Origin of the sequence: Neobacillus soli NBRC 102451, from assembly GCF_001591665.1 — a bacterium.
GTDB classification, from domain to species: Bacteria; Bacillota; Bacilli; order Bacillales; family Cytobacillaceae; genus Neobacillus; species Neobacillus soli.
Genome location: NZ_BCVI01000040.1, coordinates 31,392 through 50,971, shown reverse-complemented (window position 1 = coordinate 50,971; position 19,580 = coordinate 31,392). Strand labels below are relative to the sequence as shown.

The following is a 19,580-nucleotide window of genomic DNA, read 5'->3' as shown; positions in this document are numbered from 1 at the left end:
ACTTTGTCCACTCTCTTACTCTTAGCTTTGCGGTTCTTCCTTGTAGTCACAATTAACACATTGGACTTGAACACCTTTTTTTAACTTCTTTTCTACCAGCAGCCCTTCACATTTAGGGCAAGGGCGCGATAAAGGCTTATCCCAAGAGATGAATTCACATTCGGGATATTTAGTACAGCCGTAAAACAGTCTTTTCTTCTTGCTCTTCCGCTCAATAATCTGTCCTTCTTTACAATTGGGGCAGGTAACACCAATTTCTTTCACAATCGGTTTCGTATTCCGGCAATCTGGGAAGTTGCTGCAGGCCATAAATTTTCCATAGCGGCCCATTTTAAACACCATTGGGCTGCCACAGTTTTCACAATCTTCACCAGCAGGTTCATCTTTTATTTCTATTTTTTCCATTTCTTGCTCGGCTATTTTTAAATGTGTCTCAAACTCTTTGTAGAATGCATCAACTAGTTCTATCCAAGGCATTTTTACATCTTCAATATAGTCTAATCCTTTTTCCAACTTCGCTGTAAATTCCACATCTATGATATCCGGAAAAAATTCCACCATCACTTCATGAACAATTTCCCCAAGCTCCGTAGGGACAAAGCGTTTATTATCAAGCGATACATAGCCACGCTTTTGAATGGTGTCCAATGTAGGCGCGTATGTGGAAGGGCGGCCAATACCGAGTTCTTCTAACGTTTTTACAAGTCTTGCCTCCGTGTACCTTGGGGGCGGCTGTGTGAAGTGCTGCTTCGGCTCAATATCCTTCTTGAACACTTCATCCCCCTCTTTTAGGTCGGGAAGCATTTTAACTGGTCCATCTTCTTGATCATCGGAACCCTCAACATAAAGCTTCATGAAGCCGGGAAACTTAATTTTTGAGCCGGTTGCACGGAACAGAACATTTCCATTCTGTAAATCTACACTCATCGTATCCATGACTGCCTGGGCCATTTGGCTGGCTAAAAACCGATCCCAAATTAATTTATATAGGCGGAATTGATCCCTCGACAGAAAAGTCTTTAAACTACCTGGATCTCTAAATGTACTGGTCGGACGAATCCCTTCATGGGCATCCTGGGCATTCGCTTGCTTTTTTTCTTTTCTTTGTTCTTCTTTTAAATAATTCTCACCAAATTCAGTTCGAATGTACTCGGCAGCTTCCTTTTGGGCGACTTCGGAAATTCTGGTCGAGTCCGTTCTCATATAGGTAATGAGACCAACCGTACCTTCTTTACCCAGCTCAATCCCTTCATACAATTGCTGTGCGAGCATCATTGTTTTCTTTGCACGGAAATTCAGCTTTCTTGCCGCTTCCTGCTGTAAGGAGGAAGTAATAAACGGCGGCGCAGGGTTTCTTTTTCGTTCTTTTTTTGTGACAGAAACGACTTTGAATTTATTTTCGTCCATTTGCTGTAGAATTGTTTGGACATCCTGTTCAGATTTCAGTTCAAACTTTTCTCTATTAGCTAAAGAAAAATACTGTCCGCTAAAATGATCTTTTCCTTTTAAAAATTCACCATCTATCGTCCAATACTCTTCTGGAATAAATGCCTGAATTTCCTTTTCCCTATCAATGATTAACCTGACGGCGACAGATTGAACCCGACCTGCACTTAACCCTTTTTTCACCTTTTTCCAAAGGAGCGGGCTAATGTTATAACCAACAAGCCGATCAAGAATTCTGCGGGCTTGCTGGGCATCAACCACGTCCATATTTATGGGGCGCGGATGTTTAAAGGATTCTTGGATGGCATCCTTCGTGATTTCATTAAAAACTACACGGCAATCTGAGGTAATATCAACATTCAAACTATGTGCTAAATGCCAAGCAATTGCTTCCCCTTCGCGATCAGGGTCAGCTGCGAGATAAATTTTCTTTGCCTTTTTAGCCGCTGTCTTTAATTCTTTTAATACGGGGCCTTTGCCGCGAATGGTAATATATTTGGGTTCAAAGTCATTTTCTACATTGACCCCCATCTGGCTCCTTGGCAAATCACGTATATGCCCCATTGATGCTTTTACTTTATATTTATTTCCCAAATACCGTTCAATCGTTTTCGCTTTTGCTGGCGATTCGACAATTACAAGGAAATCTGCCATTCAAACATCCTCCTTAAGAGGGAAAGTGTAGAAGCGCCCCGAACTTGGCAAAAGCCTGTTTCTCAGCTGCTTACTTTTTTTGAGAAGCTTTCCTAAATTCCAGTTTTACCAACTTGAACCGGAGAAAATACTTTACAAAACTGTCAATCCCCAAAAATTTTCATTTATATATTATTTATAATAGTATTTAGTCTTTCCACATATATTCTTTTTTTCGAACATCTGTTGGAAAATGTATAACATATTAGAAATTATTGCAACCTTTTTTAGCTTATTTCTCTATTTTTTCAAAAAATCCTTTAAAATTAACGGATTTTTAGCAAAAATTCTTATTTACTTAAGAGTTTAATCTTAATTCATTTAAAATATCCTCAGCACTTGTCACGAGTTTTGCCCCTTGCTGAATTAAGTCGTTTGCCCCTATGGAGTAAGGATTAAAAATGCTCCCAGGCAGTGAAAATACCTCCCTCCCCTCATTAACTGCAAAATTGGCAGTAATGAGCGAGCCGCTTTTTCGCTTTGCTTCTATTATAAATGTACCATTTGATAAACCGCTAATGATTCGATTTCGCGATGGGAAATGCCATCTGAGCGGTTTTGTATCGGGAGGATATTCGGAAAGAACTAGCTGTGATTTCATCATTTTTAATGCCAGGTTTAAATTTTCCTTTGGGTAGATATGATAGAATCCACCAGCAATAACGGCGATTGTTTTTCCGCCATTTTTAATCGCATATTCATGGGCAAGGGCATCTATCCCCTTCGCTAAACCACTGACAATAAGGACGCCATTATCAATTAACTCGGGAAAGAGTAACCGAATGGCATTTTTTCCATATTGTGTAGCTTGACGTGACCCCACTACGGCCAGCTTTGGTTCTTTTTCTAAAAGGGAGAGGTCACCCTTAGCGAATAATGCCCATGGCGGCTGGTAGATCTCTTTTAAATAGCGGGGATATCGCTCATCAAAAATAGTGATGACAACAATATCATTAGTTTCGTACTGACGAATTTGCTCATGAATGATGTCAGGATGAAGAGTAATGATAGAAGAATTTGTGGAAGAGTTCCTGGAGTTAATCGGTGGAAAAAGATTAGTCTGCTGAAGTGTCTGCGAATGGATTCGATGCAGTGACTGGAGAGTTGGGTCTTTTTTTAGCATTTGATAAACGGTATTCCACGAGATATTCGGGTAATGTAATAAGGTAATAAGCTTTTCTTTAAAGTCATCCATTTTAAAATAAGCCTCCTTAATATTTTTAAAGAATGTATAAATAGCCCCTCAATTATGAGGGACTATCTGTTATATCTGTTGGTGTGTTTTAGTGTGTTTTACATTTTTCGTATAAGCCTTGCTCTTTAAGAACTCCGATTAAGGTTTCACCCATTACTGATGGTGTGTCAGCTACTTTAATACCGCACTCGTTCATTACGCGGATCTTTTCATCAGCTGTACCTTTACCGCCTGAAATAATGGCACCAGCATGGCCCATACGTTTACCAGCAGGGGCTGTACGTCCGCCGATAAAGCCAACGACAGGTTTTGTCATGTTTGCTTTTACCCATTCAGCAGCTTCTTCTTCAGCTGTTCCACCGATTTCACCAATCATGATAACCGCATATGTTTCTGGGTCTTCATTGAAGGCTTTTAAAACATCGATAAAGTTTGTCCCGTTAACAGGGTCGCCGCCGATACCGACTGCTGTCGTTTGGCCAAGTCCTGCTGTGGTTAATTGATGGACTGCTTCGTATGTTAATGTACCGGAACGAGAAACAACTCCGACATGGCCTTTTGTATGAATGTAACCAGGCATGATACCAATTTTACATTCGTCAGGAGTAATAACACCTGGACAGTTAGGACCAACTAAACGTGTCTTTTTGCCCTCCATGTAACGTTTTACCTTTACCATATCCAGTACTGGGATGTGTTCAGTAATACAAATAGCAAGATCTAAATCTGCATCAACGGCTTCAATAATCGCATCGGCTGCAAATGGCGCCGGAACATAAATAACGGATGCTACAGCACCAGTTGCTTCAACTGCATCTTTAACCGTGTTAAAGACCGGAACTCCTTCAACTTCCATTCCGCCTTTACCTGGAGATGTACCACCGACAATTTGAGTGCCATATTCAAGCATTTGTTTTGTATGAAAAAGGGCGGTTGAACCTGTAATCCCTTGAACAATTACCTTTGTGTCTTTATTAATAAAAACGCTCACGTTAATTCCCCTTTCTAATAGATCCTATTTCACTAATGAAACAATTTTTTGTGCGCCGTCAGCCATGGATTCTGCAGCAATAATGTCTATGCTGGACTCAGCTAAAATTTTCTTACCTAAGTCAACATTCGTTCCTTCTAAGCGAACAACAAGTGGGACACTTAGTCCAACCTGCTTAGCTGCTTCAACTACACCCTCAGCAATAACATCACACTTCATGATTCCACCAAAGATATTAACGAAAATACCTTTTACGTTTGGATCAGAAAGGATAATTTTGAATGCTTCAGTTACCTTTTCTGCTGTAGCACCGCCCCCAACATCAAGAAAGTTTGCAGGGTCTCCGCTATAGTGTTTAATGATATCCATCGTTGACATGGCAAGTCCGGCACCATTAACCATACAGCCGATATTTCCATCTAAAGAAACATAACTTAAATCATATTTAGATGCTTCGATTTCTTTCGCATCCTCTTCTTCAAGGTCACGATACGCTAATACTTCTTTCTGACGATATAACGCATTGGAATCAAAGTTCAATTTCGCATCCAGTGCCATTACCTTACCATCACCTGTAACGACAAGCGGATTAATTTCTGCAATGGAGCAATCCTTCTCGATATAAGCAGTATATAAAGCTGTCATGAATTTTACTGCTTGATTGATTAACTCTTTCGGAATATTGATATTGAACGCGATTCGACGCGCCTGGAAAGGCTGTAAACCGATAACCGGGTCAATTTCTTCTTTAAAAATTTTCTCAGGTGACTTTTCAGCAACCTCTTCGATTTCTGTACCGCCTTCTTCAGATGCCATTAACACAACCTTTGAAGTAGCACGGTCTAATACTAAACCAACATAGTATTCTTTCTTGATATCGCAGCCTTCTTCGATAAGCAGACGTTTAACTTCTTTTCCTTCAGGACCTGTTTGATGTGTAACTAGTGTTTTCCCTAAGATTTCGCTAGCATATGTACGAACTTCTTCAAGGTTTTTCGCTACTTTTACACCGCCGGCTTTCCCCCGTCCACCAGCATGAATTTGTGCTTTTACGACACAAACCTGTGTGCCAAGTTCTTTCGCCGCTTCGACTGCTTCTTCCACAGTGAAGGCCACTTTTCCGTTTGGAACAGCTACCCCATATTGTCTGAGGATCTCTTTCCCTTGATACTCATGGATATTCATTTCCCATCCTCCTATATCTTACACTTCTAAAAATTGACTCCGTTTTCATTTTATATAATGACAGATACCTTGTCCACCATTATGCAAAAAATTATATTTTAATAATGTCCTTGATTGGTGCGAAGCTTTTTCTATGATAAGAGGTAATACCATGTTGGTAGATTGCGTTGATATGTTCCTTTGTTCCATATCCCATGTTTTGCTGGAACCCATAGACTGGATAGTGGAGCGAAATTTCCTTCATCAGCTCATCTCTAGCTACTTTAGCGATAATCGATGCTGCCGCGATCGAGATGCTTTTTGCATCACCTTTAACAATGGATTCAGACGAGTAGGGAGTTTCAAGCTTCATCGCATCAATCAGCAAGAAATCCGGTTTAGGGTCTAAGGCTGCGATTGCCGCATTCATTGCCTTTTTTGTTGCTTCATAAATATTAATTTCATCAATTTCCTTTGCCTCAATCATCGTTACACTAAACGCCAGTGCTTCCCTTCGAATAATTAGATCGAATTCCAGCCGTTTTTTTTCGGAAAGTTTCTTTGAGTCGTCAATACCCGCTAGGAAAAAGTCTTTAGGTAAAATGACTGCCGCTGCAACAACCGGCCCTGCAAGCGGCCCTCTTCCCACTTCGTCGATTCCGGCAATCATTTCATATCCAATTGAACGCCATTTATTTTCATAAGCATTCATTTCAGCAAATTTTTCTTTTAGCTGTTGATTCTTCGCCCTTTTATTCTGCCATTTTTGAATTAGCTGTTGAACACCCTTTCGCTCATCTTGACGGATATCCAACAAGAACGGATCATTTTCTGCCTCTATATTTTCCAATTGTCGTTCTATTTCTGCGATTGTTTGTATCTTCATTTTTTTCACCCGTTGTAATAATACCTTGTCATAATGCTAAATACAATACAAAAAATAGCACACAAACGTGTGCTACTTCACTAGTAATGTTCTATTAAACTAGCCTGTTGATTTGCGCTTCAGGCGCTTCGCGCACCTTAGGGCTGTTCGGGAGCCTCCTCGGCGCTTTCGCGCCTGCGGGGTCTCCCCTGCCCCGTCCTCCCGCAGGAGTCTCGCGCCTTCCGCTCCAATCAACATTGTTACAAAATCAACACTGGCTTTTAGCACAGCCTTCTTGTTAGGAAATAACTAGGTCTTTGAGTTTAACTGTGCTGCCGTTGCCGAATATTTCCTGTTCTAATCTTCTTGCTGTCGGTGTTGCAGCAAGACCGCCTTCTGCTGTTTCTCTTAATGAAGAAGGCATGGATTGGCCAATTAAGAACATGGCATGAATAACCTCATCACATGGAATCCTGCTAGTCACACCCGCGAGGGCCATGTCTGCTGCCGTAATGGCATTGGAGGCACCCATGGCATTCCGTTTTACACAAGGAACTTCCACTAAGCCCGCCACAGGGTCACAGACTAATCCAAGCATATTCTTCAACGTGATTGCCATCGCCTCGGCAGCCTGTTGGGGTGATCCGCCAGCCAATTCTACTATGGCCGCTGCCGCCATACCGCTTGCTGATCCTACTTCCGCTTGACATCCTCCTGCCGCGCCTGAAATAGATGCGTTGTTAGCGACTACGAAGCCAAAGGCAGCTGAGGTAAACAAAAATTCAATCATTTCCAATCGTGTTGGATGTAATTTTTCTTTTACAGCAAATAATGTGCCCGGAACGACACCTGCAGACCCTGCCGTTGGAGTGGCACAAATAATTCCCATTGCCGCGTTCACTTCATTGGTTGCCACAGCCTTACTTACCGCATCCAAAAGGATATGTCCAGAAAGCGCTTTTCCGCTTTTTAGATAGTTTTGAAGTAAGACGGCATCGCCGCCGGTTAAACCTGTATGGGAATGTACACCGTTAAGTCCTCTTTCCACCGCTTGTTCCATGATCGTTAAATTTGTATCCATTTTCCCGATGACTTCTTCTCTAGAAAGACCTGACACTTCTATTTCTTGACGAATCATTATTTCTGCAATTTTTACTTGATTGGTTTCTGCAAGTTTAACAAGCTCCGCTACATTTCGAAACATGTCTATTCCCCCTGATGTATGCCCAATTTTTTTCTATTCAACCATACGAATGATTTGCGATACATTTGAAAGTTTTGATAATTCATCAATAACCTTTTCATCAATTTTATGGTCGACCTCAATGACCATTAAAGCCATTTCACCTTTTTCCAATCTTGAAACCTCCATATGTCCAATGTTAATTTCATATGTTGATAAAACACTGGTTACAGCTGAAATGATACCAAATCGGTCTTTGTGAACAACCAAGATGGCGGGATGTTCGCCGGATAATTTTAACGGAAACGAGTTTAATTCCGTAATTTCAATCGTTCCGCCCCCGATTGAGATCCCAACCATTTCAAGTTCATCTTCTTCAGCATATAAATTAATTTTGACGGTATTTGGATGTTCCGTCACTGCCTCTTCAATCTGAAAAACAACTTCTAAACCCATTTCCTTAGCAATTTCCAATGATTTTGGCATTCGTTCATCAAATGTATCAAAATCTAAAAGACCCGCAACAATCGCGAAATCTGTTCCATGTCCCTTATAGGTTTTTGCAAATGAACCGTACAACGAAATGATTGCTTTCTTTGGCTGTTTCCCAAATAAGGTCCTTGCGACCCTGCCAATTCGTGCAGCACCTGCTGTATGAGAGCTTGACGGTCCAATCATGACTGGACCGATAATATCAAAAGCGGATCGATATTTCATTGAGAACGCCCCTTTAAACTCGTGATGGTTATTTTAAAACTATCAAACAGCTTTTTAACTAATTTTACAAGGAATACTACAAAGTAACTAGCGATAAATCCTGGTAATAGACCGAAACCTGGATAGGCTGTACCAAAAATCTTTTGGTGGTTTTACAGAATAATTGTAATAGTAAAGGCTTACATTGACAATAAAAATAAAATGAGCTCTCTGTTAAGAGAGCTTACTCATGTTATATTTATTTATCAGCCATCAGGTCGCTGGGTCGTTCAAATGTAATGCGCCCGAATTTTTCCGACCGAATTTCCTTTATGACTAATTCTGATACTTTATCATAATCGACAAGACCACCTGCCATTAGGCAACCGCGAAGGATTCCTATATGGTCAAACATCTCAACTGTGTTTTCAGGAAGGGACTCAAGATTATAACGCTCCTTTAAACGTTCCGGATACACCTGTTCCAAAAACCTTAGTGTGTAGACAGTAAGATCCTGAAGGTTCAATAACGTATCTTTAATCGCACCAGTGATTGCCAGTTTCTTGCCAACCTCTTGGTCCTCAAATTTTGGCCATAAAATCCCCGGTGTATCTAATAATTCCATTTCCTTGCCTACCTTTATCCACTGTTGGGACTTGGTTACACCCGGAGTATTTCCTGTCTTTGCAATATTCTTTTGGGCAAGGCGATTGATTAATGTTGATTTCCCCGCATTCGGGATCCCGACAATCATTGCCCGAATCGCTCTCGGTTGTTTAACACCTTTTGCCCTTAAACGATCAAACTTTTCCTTCATTATATCCTGAGATGCCTGGGCAATGGTCCTCATGCCCTCTCCCGCTTGCGAATTAATGGCGAGTGCTTTTATACCTTTTTCCGCAAAGAAGGCAATCCATTCCTTTGTTGCTTCTCTATCGGCCATATCTGCCTTATTTAATAAAACCAACCTCGGTTTATGCTGGATAATTTCGTCAATCATCGGATTTCTTGATGAATACGGTATTCTAGCATCCACTAATTCAAAAATTATATCAACTAACTTTAACTTTTCCGTGACCTCTCTGCGCGCCTTGGCCATATGGCCAGGAAACCATTGGATCGTCAAAAGCTGTCACCTCCTTTAAAAGCGTAAGCGCCTTAACCAGCCCCGACAAGGATAAGACAAGGCGGCAGGAAGGTTGCTTTTTAACCTTCATGACGGCTTGGCTAATGGCCTCTAGGGGCTAGGCTCTGAAGCTGGATAGTAAACTTTATTTCACTTTAACGATATGTGCATCTTTTATTGGCCAATAGACAACACTTGTTTTACCGATGATTTTGCTCAACGGAATTGTCCCGATATGACGGCTGTCTTTACTCCAGCGGCGATTATCACCCATGACAAACAATTCACCTTTTGGCACTGTTTTACGGCCAACAGCTGTTTCTTCTAATTTAAAAGAGTCCGTCAGCGGACCGCCCTCTAATTTCTTCTTATACGCATCCAAGTACGGTTCCTCATACGCTTTTCCATTTACATATAACGTATCATCTTTATACTCAATTGTGTCGCCTGGCAATCCTATAACACGTTTTATATAATCTTTTTTCTCAGGTGCATGAAAGACGATGATATCGAATCGCTTTGGCTCTCCAATATTATAGCTAAACTTATTAACAATCATTCGATCCTGATCCTTCAAGGTCGGCATCATCGATAAACCATCTACAACAATCGGTGCAAAAAGAAAGTACCGAATAACCGCTGCTAAAATCACAGCAATCAAAAGGGCCTTCATCCATTCCCAGAGTTCACTTTTCTTTTTTGTCAAAACAATCCCCACCAATCTTAGCAACAAAAATGTTTTATAAAGCTTATTTTACATAACTTCACCATATTTAACACGAAGGGATTATCCATTTTAATCAAACTTTAATAATTGTTTTAAAAACAGCTAGAATTTAGACAACCCACTAAAGTTATTTTACAATTTTTTCAAATAGATATGTATAGAAAAAGAGCCTGCAGAGAGCAAGCTCTTTTTCTTTTCATATTATCGAATCTCTTTAATTCTTGCTTTTTTACCGCGAAGATTACGCAAGTAGTAAAGCTTAGCACGGCGAACTTTACCGCGACGAAGTACTTCAAGCTTCGCAATTTTTGGTGTGTGTACAGGGAAAGTACGCTCAACGCCTACTCCGTAAGAAATTTTACGAACTGTGAAAGTTTCGCTAATTCCACCACCACGACGCTTAATCACAACACCTTCAAATAACTGAATCCGTTCACGCGTACCCTCGACAACTTTCACGTGTACACGGACAGTGTCACCAGGACGGAAACTAGGAAGATCAGTACGAAGTTGTTCTTGTGTGATTTCTTTAATTAATTGTTGCATCGTTTTCAACTCCTTCCAACAGACGCTCATGCACATCTACTAACTTGTTATTGCAGCGGAACATCGTTATAAGACCACAGACTGACAACTATCAGCTCAAGTCACAAGTAGTATCATACCATAATTATTACGGACCCGCAATATTACTGGCCATCTTTTTTTACTTCTTCGAGCCATTTTTCCTGTTCTGTTGTAAGTTCGATTTTAGCGAACAGATCTGGCCTTCTTTCAAGTGTACGGCGCAATGCTTCTTTATTACGCCATTCATCAATTAACTTATGATTTCCGGATAGGAGAACCTCGGGAACCTTTAACCCACGGAAATCCGCAGGTCTTGTGTAATGGGGGTGCTCTAGCAGCCCCGTGCTAAAGGAGTCTTTAAGATGGGATTCCTGATTGCCTAACACTTCCGGCAGGAGACGGACCACACTATCAACCACAACCATCGCTCCTAGCTCTCCACCCGTTAATACATAATCGCCAATCGATATTTCATCTGTGACAATATGCTGGCGAATTCGTTCGTCATAGCCCTCATAATGGCCGCAGATAAAAATTAAGTGCTCTTCTTTTGCCAGTTCCTCTGCTTTTTGCTGCTCAAACCGTTCCCCTTGTGGGCAAAGGAGAATCACTCTTGGTGGTTTACTCTGTGCTTTTTCCCTTAAAGCTGTAATGGCATCGAAGATTGGCTGTGGCGTTAATACCATTCCTGCCCCGCCCCCATAAGGATAGTCATCGACAGTAGAATGTTTGTTATCGGCATAATCCCGAAAATTAACAACGTTATATTCGACCGCAGCTCTCTCAGCTGCTTTTTGCAGCATGGATTGCCCTAATACTCCAGAAAACATATCCGGAAATAAGGTGAGAATATCGATCTTCATCATGATAGTAAGCCTTCCATCGGGTGGATGATGATCACTTTTTCGTTTACATCGACTTTTTTGACTACATCATGGATATAGGGGATCAGTATTTCTTTACCGCCTTTCCCTTTAATAACCCAGACATCATTGGCACCAGGGGAGAGAATTTCGGAAACCTTCCCGATTTCCTCTCCATCCATTGTAGTAACAAGACAACCGATAATTTCATGATAATAAAATTCATCCGTTTCTAATCTACCCTGCTGCGATTCAGGCACCTTTAAAATTCCATCCCTAAACTTTTCAACTTCATTAATATTAGTAATGCCTTCAAAAGAAAGTATTTCGAAATTTTTATGAGTCCGGTGGCTTTTCACAGTAAGTTCAATTGGATTGTTTGAATTTGGCATAAACAAATATAAAACATTCCCTGTCTTATAACGTTTTTCAGGGAAATCAGTTTTTGATACGACTCTCACTTCACCTTTTATGCCTTGCGTATTTACAATTTTCCCAACATTAAACCATTTTTCCATCTTATTTTTCACCTTATTTCCTTTATGATTCCATCTTTAATAATAATTTCAGGCTGTCCCATTTGTTCATCCCAAATATCGCCCTCATTTACATCCATCAGTGCTTGAACTTCTTTTTCTATTAATTCACTGCCTAAAGGTAGGATATGTAATTGTTCGATTTGAAACTCAAGAAGCTTTATTTTTTCCTTGCGCATTTGAATTTCTTTTTCAAATTGTTTTTTCAGTGCCTCAGGCGGGAAGGTTTTGGTTTTTTCAACCCGCTTCATCTCGAAAAGAAGCTGATCGCATTCCTTCTGTAGTTGAAGCTTTCGGGAATGGTAATTATCAAAAAGTAGTTGCTTGCTCTTTTCCGTTACTATTTGTTTCACCACAACAGTTTGAATTAATTGCATAGGATTTTCCTCCCTCAGTTCATTGAAATTTGGGAACTGTCTGGCTTCAGCGCCCAGCGGCTAGTGGACTTCGCTAACCGGGCGCTTCCGCTTTTCTGATAGCAAAAAAGGGAGGATAAAATCCTCCCTTCATCTAGATGCAAAAAGCTATTCACCAATTTCTAGAAAAATTTTCTTCTGTTGTGATGATCCTGCTGCATAAACAACAGTTCTAATGGCCTTTGCAACACGCCCCTGTTTGCCAATCACTTTTCCCATATCCGTTTTATTCACATATAACAGATAGGTTACGCGGTTGTCGTCTTCCGAGACATTGACTCGAACGTCCTCCGGAAAATCAACAAGGGGCTTAACAATTGTTTCGATTAACTGTTTCATCGTAGCTAGCGTTACTTACCTAATTTTGCATTATGGAATTTTTCCATGATGCCTTGGTTTGAGAAAAGGTTACGAACGGTATCAGATGGCTTTGCACCGTCTTTTAACCATTTAAGAACTAATTCTTCGTTGATGTCAACTTTAGCTGGTTGTGCAACTGGGTTGTATGTTCCAACGATTTCAATGTAACGTCCATCACGTGGTGAACGAGAATCTGCTACTACGATACGATAGAATGGGTTTTTGTTAGCTCCCATACGTTTTAAACGAATTTTTACTGCCATTTTAAATAAGCACCTCCGAATAGTTTCACACAAGATAGTATAATATCAATTATTAAATCATTTGTAAAGTGTTTTTTCTTTACAGTCATTATTACCACTTTCAGGCAAGTTAAAACGGTTTAAATGGAAGTTTAAATCCGCCTTTTTTCTTGCCCTTTTGCTGCATTCCTGTCATTTGTTTCATCATCTTTTTCATGTCTTCAAACTGTTTCAACAAGCGGTTCACTTCAGGTACAGTTCGCCCGCTTCCTTTGGCAATCCGTGCTTTGCGTTTTGAGTTAAGGATTTCCGGATTGTTTTTTTCTGCCTTGGTCATTGACCTGATGATTGCTTCAACATGGCCAATTTGCTTCTCATCAATTTGCATATTATTTAAGCCTTTGATTTTGTTTGCCCCAGGCATCATCTTTAATAATTCATCAAGCGGTCCGAGATTACGAACCTGGCCGAGCTGTTCCAAAAAGTCTTCGAGCGTAAACGTAGCTGTCCGCATTTTCTGTTCTAACTCTTTCGCCTTTTGTTCGTCAACATTTGCTTGTGCTTTTTCAATTAGTGTCAGCACATCGCCCATGCCGAGAATCCTTGATGCCATTCGTTCCGGATGAAACGGCTCCAAGGCATCCATTTTTTCGCCAAGGCCGACAAATTTAATCGGTGTTTGCGTTACAGCACGAATAGAAAGCGCTGCACCGCCCCTCGTGTCACCGTCCAGCTTTGTTAGCACAACCCCTGTTAAGCCAAGCTGTTCATTAAAGCTTTGTGCTACGTTGACAGCATCCTGCCCGGTCATCGCATCAACAACCAGAAAAATTTCATCTGGCTTAGTCAATTCTTTAATGTCTTTCAACTCACCCATTAACGCTTCGTCAACATGAAGACGACCGGCTGTATCAATTAAGACATAATCATGATGCTCTTCTTTTGCCTTGGCAATTGCCTGCTTGGCAATTTCAACAGGACTCACTTGATCACCAAGGGAGAAAACAGGCATATCTAATTGTTTGCCTAAGGTTTGAAGCTGTTTAATTGCTGCTGGACGGTAAATATCAGCGGCAACAAGTAATGGTTTACGGTTATACTTCTTACGAAGCAAAAGCGAAAGCTTCCCTGTTGTCGTTGTTTTACCGGCCCCCTGCAGACCAACCATCATAATCACAGTTGGCGGGCGATTGGACGTGGCAATCTTGCTTTGCTCGCCCCCCATTAATGCCGTTAATTCTTCGTTAACAATTTTAATGATCTGCTGTCCAGGAGATAAACTTTTCAGCACCTCTTGTCCGACGGCACGTTCGCTGACTTTTTTGACAAAATCTTTGACGACTTTGAAGTTAACGTCGGCTTCGAGTAGTGCAAGGCGCACTTCGCGCATCATTTCTTTTACATCCGTTTCGGAAACTTTCCCTTTCCCGCGGATTTTTTGAATTGTATTTTGCAGTCGGTCGGCTAATCCCTCAAATGCCATTCATGCCGCCTCCTAATCTAATTTCTCAAGCTCGGCAACGGTTTCTAACATTGCCTGCTTTGAAGTGTTCTCCTCAATAAGCAATTCTTTTGCGTGCCTTAAAAGTTTTGAGCGCTCTTGAAATTTCTGAAATAATAGCAGCTTTTCCTCGTACTCTTCAAGCATTGCTTCCGTCCGTTTAATATTATCATAAACGGCTTGGCGGCTTACGTCATACTCTTCAGCAATTTCTCCAAGGGAGTAATCATCTAAATAATAGAGAGACATATAGCTTTGCTGCTTTGGCGTTAACAACGAATAGTAAAAATCATAAAGATAATTCATTCGTGTTGTCTTTTCAAGCATCATGCTAGGGTTCCCTCCAATGCCATGTTAAGTGAAAAGCCTTTACACAAGTAGTTTACAGGGTCAGACAATATCTGTCAAGATACTATCTTTACATGATTATTCCGCTTTTTCCACTTCATCGGCAAATAATCCATACACGTATCTTTCCGCATCAAATTCCTGGAGATCATCCATTTTTTCACCCAGACCGACAAATTTTACGGGAATTTTTAATTCATTACGAATCGCAAGAACAATCCCGCCCTTTGCTGTCCCATCTAATTTCGAAAGAACAATTCCACTGACGTTGGTCACTTCTTTAAACGTTTTTGCCTGAATAAGAGCATTTTGACCTGTTGTCGCATCAAGAACTAGAATCACTTCATGCGGTGCACCTGGAATTTCCCGCTCAATCACTCGCTTTACCTTTTCAAGCTCTTTCATCAAGTTCACTTTGTTTTGCAAACGACCTGCTGTATCACATAACAAAATATCTGCTTGACGGGATTTTGCCGCAGAAATTGCATCAAACATGACGGCTGCAGGGTCAGACCCTTCTGCCTGCTTAATCACATCGACGCCCACTCTTTCTCCCCAAACCTCAAGCTGTTCGATGGCACCGGCCCGGAAGGTGTCACCTGCCGCTAACATGACCTTCTTCCCTTCATTCTTAAACTTATAGCTAAGTTTTCCGATAGTCGTGGTTTTACCAACACCATTAACCCCAACGAATAACATAACGGTGAGACCGTCCTTTTGAATATTCAACTGCGAGGATTGCTCTTCCCCGGCATTGTAAATATCAACCAGCTTCTCGGAAATAACACTTTGAACTTCACGTGGGTCTTGGATGTTTCTGCGCTTTACTTCCATCTTGAGCTCATCTATCAGCTCCATTACCGTCTCAAAGCCAACATCGGCTTGAATCAGAATTTCTTCTAATTCTTCAAAGAAGTCTTCATCGACTTTTCTATAGCGGGCAACAAGATCGTTTACTTTTCCAGAAAAGCTATCCCTAGTTTTCGTCAGACCTTCCTTAAACTTTTCTGTTACTGTATCCGTCGATTTCGTAATTTTTTCTTTTAATTTTTTAAAAAAGCTCATGCTTTCACTTCCTTAGTTAAGTTTCAACAAGTTCCTTCGTATCCTCTAAGCGAACAGATACAAGCTTTGAAACACCTGATTCCTGCATGGTAACCCCGTATAGGACGTCCGCCTCCTCCATCGTCCCTTTGCGATGGGTGATCACGATAAATTGTGTTTCCTTGCTGTACCGCTTTAAATATTGGCTGAAACGGTATACATTCGCCTCATCCAGGGCAGCTTCAACTTCATCGAGAATACAGAACGGAACGGGACGTACTTTTAAAATCGAGAACAGGAGGGCAATTGCTGTTAGAGCACGCTCCCCGCCCGATAATAAACCAAGGTTTTGAAGCTTTTTACCTGGCGGCTGCGCGACAATTTCCACACCGGTCGTTAATAAATCCTCCGGTGCCGTAAGAACCAAATCTGCCCGACCGCCGCCAAAAAGCGCTTGAAACACCGGTTCGAAATGTTCTCGAATCCCGTTGAAGGTTTGTTCAAAACGTTTTTTCATTACCGCATCCATTTCATCAATCACCTGGTAAAGGGTATCTTTTGCTTCTTGAAGATCGTTCTTCTGTTCATTTAGAAACAGATAGCGCTCAGAGACACGCTCATATTCTTCAATCGCACCGACATTGACATTGCCAAGCTCCTCAATGGCCAGCTTAATTAATTTAACCTTTTTCCTCGCCTCTTCTATGGGAATCGTTAATGGATATTGCTCCTTCGCACCTTCAAAGGACAATAAGTATTCCTCTCTAAGATGGGTAAGACGGTTTTCAAGCTCCACATCCATACGATTGATTTTTACTTCCTCGTCTTTTAAAACGATAATCATCCCTCTGTGAAGTCTCTTCAGTTCTTTCGCTTCCAATTCTGAGTCCTCAAGTGAACCCTGTAATGTCAGCCGTTCCTGTCTCCGAGCAGTAATTAACTGTAACGTTGCTTCTTTATCTTGTTGTTTTCTTTTAGCAGCAGCTTCTAGCTGTTCCTCCCCCGATGAACTGTTCGTCATTTCCGAGGTTAACAGGTTAAGATCATCTGTATAAAGGGCAAGCTTTTGTTCGCTCTCTTCAAAATCCTTCTTAACGAGTGTATACCGTTCCTTTGCATTCAAATACTGCTCATTTTTAGCTGCGAACGCTACTTTTAAGTCATTCATTTCGTTGATAAGCATTTCTTTCGATGTTGAATCATTCGTCTTTTGTTCAGTAAGCGTCACTATTTGATTATCAAGCGCTAAAATCATTACCTGGCAGGTCTCCATCGCCTCGGATCGTTCCGTTTTCCTTTTCAAAAGGGTCGTTTGTTCATCGAAGAATTGTTTCTTTTCGAGATCATAAATCGCTAATCGGTCATTAATATTCTTTTCTTCAATCTCTGCATGAAGAAGGTCCCCTTTCAAGGACTGTTCATTTAACCTTAATTCTTCCCCGTCTTTGCGAATGCCTTCAAGCTGTATTTCCGAGTTTTGCACATCTTCTTTTAACGTTTTTACAAGACGTTCTAATTCAATCGTTTTTTCTTCCATTACCACAAGCTTTGCTGTTAAATCCTCCAGCTCCCCTTTGCGTGTTAATAAAGAAGTTGTTTTTTGTTTAACCGCTCCACCCGTCATTGAGCCGCCTGGATTAACAATATCTCCATCCAGCGTCACCAAACGACAGCGGTATTGCAGAATTTTCGCCAATTCATTGGCGCCTTTTAAATCCTTGGTGATCACGACATTCCCAAGGAGGTTATTCATGACCTCCGCATACCTTTGCTCAAATTTGACAAGACTTACGGCGGTTCCAACTAAAGACGGATGCAGTTGAATGGATGACAACTGTGCAGACGACAATGATCTTCCCTTCACGACACTCAGCGGTAAAAAGGTGGCTCTGCCAAAGGCGTTCTGTTTTAAATAGCGGATGCCTGCACGGGCATTTTGTTCCGTATCGACAACAATATGCTGCAATGCACCGCCAAATGCTGTCTCCAGTGCCGTTTCGTACTCTTTTGGAACTGTCACAAGCTCGGCCACGGCGCCTTCTATTCCCTCGAGTTTTTTCCCGCGGGCCTTAAGGATTTCTTTTACACCTTGGAAAAAGCCTGAATAATCTTCTTCCATTTCTTCAAGCATTTCTTTTCTTGACTTTGCCTGCGCAAGAATCTGATAGGCCTGATACAAGGTCTTTTCTTGTTTTTGATAATTATTTTTTGTTGTCTCAAGCTTTCGCTGCTTATCCCGAAAGGCGGCTGTTTGATCCGCAAGCTTCTGTTGAATTTGATCTAAAGCTGATAGAATTTTACCTTTTTTACTCTCAGCTATTTGTCGATCCTGGATAAATTTATCATTTTCAACATCAAGACGCGCACTCTTTCTTTCCTGCTGTTCAAGCTGCTGCTCAATATATTTTAATTCATTTTTTGCGCCTGCTTGATCGTTTAGTAATTCAATATATTCACTTTTTAATAAATCAATTTTTTCTTCGATGTTTTCGGAATATAACTGTAATTTTCCCTGTTTTTCTTTTAACTGAGCTTGAAGTTGTTTAACCTGTTGTTCAAGAATCCCGACAGTCTCAGCGAGCTTGCTACGGTTATTTTTGAACTGGTTAACTCTTTCGGTTAATTCACAGATATTGGTTGTAAGCTGTTCTTTATTTTGTGCTGCATTTTTCTTTCGTTCCTTTAATACCTCTTTACGACCTTCAAGCTTTTCTAGCTCCTCACTGGCATGTAGAAGCACATTTTGCAGGTCTGTAATCGACTCATCAAGCGCTGAAATTTGGTCCCTTATTTCGACGATTTTGGCTTCCTTTACTTGCAGGCTAGAAGAAAGCTTCAGCTCTTCCTGTTGATGTTCTTCCAATTGTTTTGATAAATGCTCCCATTTCCGGTGCTGGTCTTCAATTTCATAGACCGTTAGAGCCACTTCAAATTTTTCAAGTTCCTCTTTTTTTTCTAAAAAGTCTTTTGCCATCGATGCTTGCATCTTTAATGGTTCTACTTGGCTTTCTAGCTCGTGTAAAATATCATTCACACGATTTAAATTGTCCTGGGTTTCGAACAATTTTACTTCCGCCTTTTTCTTGCGGTTTTTATATTTTAAAACCCCGGCCGCTTCTTCAAAAATAGTTCTTCGGTCTTCGGCTTTACTATTTAAGATTTCTTCCACTTTTCCTTGGCTAATAATTGAGAACGCTTCTCTTCCCAGCCCAGAGTCCATAAACAAATCGATAATATCCTTTAATCGGCACGGCTGATTATTTATTAAAAATTCACTGTCACCCGATCGGGAGACTCTCCTTGTGACGCTTACCTCGTTATAATCAAGCGACAACCCATGATTCTGATTATCTAATGTTAAGGTAACTTCAGCAATATTCAGCGGCCTTCTTGAATCACTGCCACCGAAGATTATATCTTCCATTTTGCTCCCTCTGAGGGATTTTGCCGACTGTTCACCCAACACCCAGCGGATTGCATCGGTAATATTGCTTTTTCCGCTCCCATTCGGACCTACAACAGCGGTTACGCCAGGAACAAAATCAACACCGATGCGATCAGCGAATGATTTAAAACCAAGGATGTCCAACCGTTTTAAATACACTTCATTTTCCTCC

Annotated in this window: 19 protein-coding genes; all 19 read right to left on the bottom strand. The window is 41.0% G+C overall.

Annotated elements, in window-relative coordinates:
* Positions 1-21 precede the first annotated feature (21 nt).
* Positions 22-2,100 (bottom strand): type I DNA topoisomerase, encoded by a 2,079-nt coding sequence (gene topA, locus BSO02S_RS14665; RefSeq protein WP_066068612.1) that lies wholly within the window; start codon positions 2,098-2,100, stop codon positions 22-24.
* 337 nt (positions 2,101-2,437) lie between these two features.
* The gene (dprA, locus tag BSO02S_RS14660; protein ID WP_066068609.1) at positions 2,438-3,334 is read right to left on the bottom strand and encodes a DNA-processing protein DprA; all 897 of its coding nucleotides are present in this window, start codon (positions 3,332-3,334) and stop codon (positions 2,438-2,440) included.
* A gap of 88 nt (positions 3,335-3,422) precedes the next feature.
* Complete coding sequence (sucD, locus tag BSO02S_RS14655) at positions 3,423-4,325, bottom strand: succinate--CoA ligase subunit alpha (protein ID WP_066068606.1); 903 nt, start codon at positions 4,323-4,325, stop codon at positions 3,423-3,425.
* Positions 4,326-4,349: 24 nt separating this feature from the next.
* The gene (gene sucC, locus BSO02S_RS14650; RefSeq protein WP_066068603.1) at positions 4,350-5,510 is read right to left on the bottom strand and encodes an ADP-forming succinate--CoA ligase subunit beta; all 1,161 of its coding nucleotides are present in this window, start codon (positions 5,508-5,510) and stop codon (positions 4,350-4,352) included.
* Positions 5,511-5,601: 91 nt separating this feature from the next.
* Positions 5,602-6,375 (bottom strand): ribonuclease HII, encoded by a 774-nt coding sequence (gene rnhB / locus BSO02S_RS14645; protein ID WP_066068601.1) that lies wholly within the window; start codon positions 6,373-6,375, stop codon positions 5,602-5,604.
* Between the two features lie 277 nt (positions 6,376-6,652).
* Positions 6,653-7,558: an L-serine ammonia-lyase, iron-sulfur-dependent, subunit alpha gene (sdaAA, locus tag BSO02S_RS14640; RefSeq protein ID WP_066068598.1), complete on the bottom strand. Its 906-nt coding sequence runs from the start codon at positions 7,556-7,558 to the stop codon at positions 6,653-6,655.
* Positions 7,559-7,591: 33 nt separating this feature from the next.
* Positions 7,592-8,254 (bottom strand): L-serine ammonia-lyase, iron-sulfur-dependent subunit beta, encoded by a 663-nt coding sequence (sdaAB, locus tag BSO02S_RS14635; protein ID WP_066068595.1) that lies wholly within the window; start codon positions 8,252-8,254, stop codon positions 7,592-7,594.
* Positions 8,255-8,492: 238 nt separating this feature from the next.
* Positions 8,493-9,359, bottom strand: a complete 867-nt coding sequence (ylqF, locus tag BSO02S_RS14630; protein ID WP_066068591.1) for a ribosome biogenesis GTPase YlqF — start codon at positions 9,357-9,359, stop codon at positions 8,493-8,495.
* A 145-nt stretch (positions 9,360-9,504) separates the two neighbouring features.
* Positions 9,505-10,065, bottom strand: a complete 561-nt coding sequence (lepB, locus tag BSO02S_RS14625; RefSeq protein WP_066068588.1) for a signal peptidase I — start codon at positions 10,063-10,065, stop codon at positions 9,505-9,507.
* A gap of 222 nt (positions 10,066-10,287) precedes the next feature.
* Positions 10,288-10,632 carry a 50S ribosomal protein L19 gene (rplS, locus tag BSO02S_RS14620; RefSeq protein WP_007087766.1) on the bottom strand — a complete coding sequence of 115 codons (345 nt, stop codon included), beginning with the start codon at positions 10,630-10,632 and terminating at the stop codon, positions 10,288-10,290.
* Positions 10,633-10,775: 143 nt separating this feature from the next.
* Entirely contained in the window at positions 10,776-11,516 is a 741-nt protein-coding gene (gene trmD / locus BSO02S_RS14615; protein WP_174524246.1) for a tRNA (guanosine(37)-N1)-methyltransferase TrmD, read from the bottom strand.
* Positions 11,516-12,034, bottom strand: a complete 519-nt coding sequence (gene rimM / locus BSO02S_RS14610) for a ribosome maturation factor RimM (RefSeq protein ID WP_066068582.1) — start codon at positions 12,032-12,034, stop codon at positions 11,516-11,518. The genes trmD and rimM overlap by 1 nt, the downstream gene beginning before the upstream one ends.
* 8 nt (positions 12,035-12,042) lie before the next feature.
* A complete protein-coding gene (locus BSO02S_RS14605; RefSeq protein WP_066068579.1) occupies positions 12,043-12,429 on the bottom strand; it encodes a YlqD family protein in 387 nt (128 codons plus the stop codon).
* 147 nt (positions 12,430-12,576) lie between these two features.
* Positions 12,577-12,807: a KH domain-containing protein gene (locus BSO02S_RS14600; protein ID WP_066068576.1), complete on the bottom strand. Its 231-nt coding sequence runs from the start codon at positions 12,805-12,807 to the stop codon at positions 12,577-12,579.
* Between the two features lie 11 nt (positions 12,808-12,818).
* Positions 12,819-13,091, bottom strand: a complete 273-nt coding sequence (gene rpsP / locus BSO02S_RS14595; protein ID WP_066068573.1) for a 30S ribosomal protein S16 — start codon at positions 13,089-13,091, stop codon at positions 12,819-12,821.
* A gap of 109 nt (positions 13,092-13,200) precedes the next feature.
* Positions 13,201-14,553, bottom strand: a complete 1,353-nt coding sequence (gene ffh / locus BSO02S_RS14590; protein WP_066068569.1) for a signal recognition particle protein — start codon at positions 14,551-14,553, stop codon at positions 13,201-13,203.
* 12 nt (positions 14,554-14,565) lie between these two features.
* Positions 14,566-14,898 carry a putative DNA-binding protein gene (locus BSO02S_RS14585; RefSeq protein WP_066068783.1) on the bottom strand — a complete coding sequence of 111 codons (333 nt, stop codon included), beginning with the start codon at positions 14,896-14,898 and terminating at the stop codon, positions 14,566-14,568.
* Positions 14,899-14,997: 99 nt separating this feature from the next.
* Positions 14,998-15,984 (bottom strand): signal recognition particle-docking protein FtsY, encoded by a 987-nt coding sequence (gene ftsY / locus BSO02S_RS14580; protein WP_066068565.1) that lies wholly within the window; start codon positions 15,982-15,984, stop codon positions 14,998-15,000.
* Between the two features lie 16 nt (positions 15,985-16,000).
* Complete coding sequence (gene smc / locus BSO02S_RS14575; RefSeq protein ID WP_066068562.1) at positions 16,001-19,567, bottom strand: chromosome segregation protein SMC; 3,567 nt, start codon at positions 19,565-19,567, stop codon at positions 16,001-16,003.
* Positions 19,568-19,580: the final 13 nt, after the last annotated feature.

Excerpts from the sequence above, each read along its gene's own strand:
- topA (WP_066068612.1), bottom strand. The coding sequence starts at position 2,100 with ATGGCAGATTTCCTTGTAATTGTCGAATCGCCAGCAAAAGCGAAAACG.
- dprA (WP_066068609.1), bottom strand. The coding sequence starts at position 3,334 with ATGGATGACTTTAAAGAAAAGCTTATTACCTTATTACATTACCCGAAT.
- sucC (WP_066068603.1), bottom strand. The coding sequence starts at position 5,510 with ATGAATATCCATGAGTATCAAGGGAAAGAGATCCTCAGACAATATGGG.
- rnhB (WP_066068601.1), bottom strand. The coding sequence starts at position 6,375 with ATGAAGATACAAACAATCGCAGAAATAGAACGACAATTGGAAAATATA.
- sdaAA (WP_066068598.1), bottom strand. The coding sequence starts at position 7,558 with ATGTTTCGAAATGTAGCGGAGCTTGTTAAACTTGCAGAAACCAATCAA.
- sdaAB (WP_066068595.1), bottom strand. The coding sequence starts at position 8,254 with ATGAAATATCGATCCGCTTTTGATATTATCGGTCCAGTCATGATTGGA.
- rplS (WP_007087766.1), bottom strand. The coding sequence starts at position 10,632 with ATGCAACAATTAATTAAAGAAATCACACAAGAACAACTTCGTACTGAT.
- trmD (WP_174524246.1), bottom strand. The coding sequence starts at position 11,516 with ATGAAGATCGATATTCTCACCTTATTTCCGGATATGTTTTCTGGAGTA.
- rimM (WP_066068582.1), bottom strand. The coding sequence starts at position 12,034 with ATGGAAAAATGGTTTAATGTTGGGAAAATTGTAAATACGCAAGGCATA.
- BSO02S_RS14605 (WP_066068579.1), bottom strand. The coding sequence starts at position 12,429 with ATGCAATTAATTCAAACTGTTGTGGTGAAACAAATAGTAACGGAAAAG.
- BSO02S_RS14600 (WP_066068576.1), bottom strand. The coding sequence starts at position 12,807 with ATGAAACAGTTAATCGAAACAATTGTTAAGCCCCTTGTTGATTTTCCG.
- rpsP (WP_066068573.1), bottom strand. The coding sequence starts at position 13,091 with ATGGCAGTAAAAATTCGTTTAAAACGTATGGGAGCTAACAAAAACCCA.
- ffh (WP_066068569.1), bottom strand. The coding sequence starts at position 14,553 with ATGGCATTTGAGGGATTAGCCGACCGACTGCAAAATACAATTCAAAAA.
- BSO02S_RS14585 (WP_066068783.1), bottom strand. The coding sequence starts at position 14,898 with ATGCTTGAAAAGACAACACGAATGAATTATCTTTATGATTTTTACTAT.
- ftsY (WP_066068565.1), bottom strand. The coding sequence starts at position 15,984 with ATGAGCTTTTTTAAAAAATTAAAAGAAAAAATTACGAAATCGACGGAT.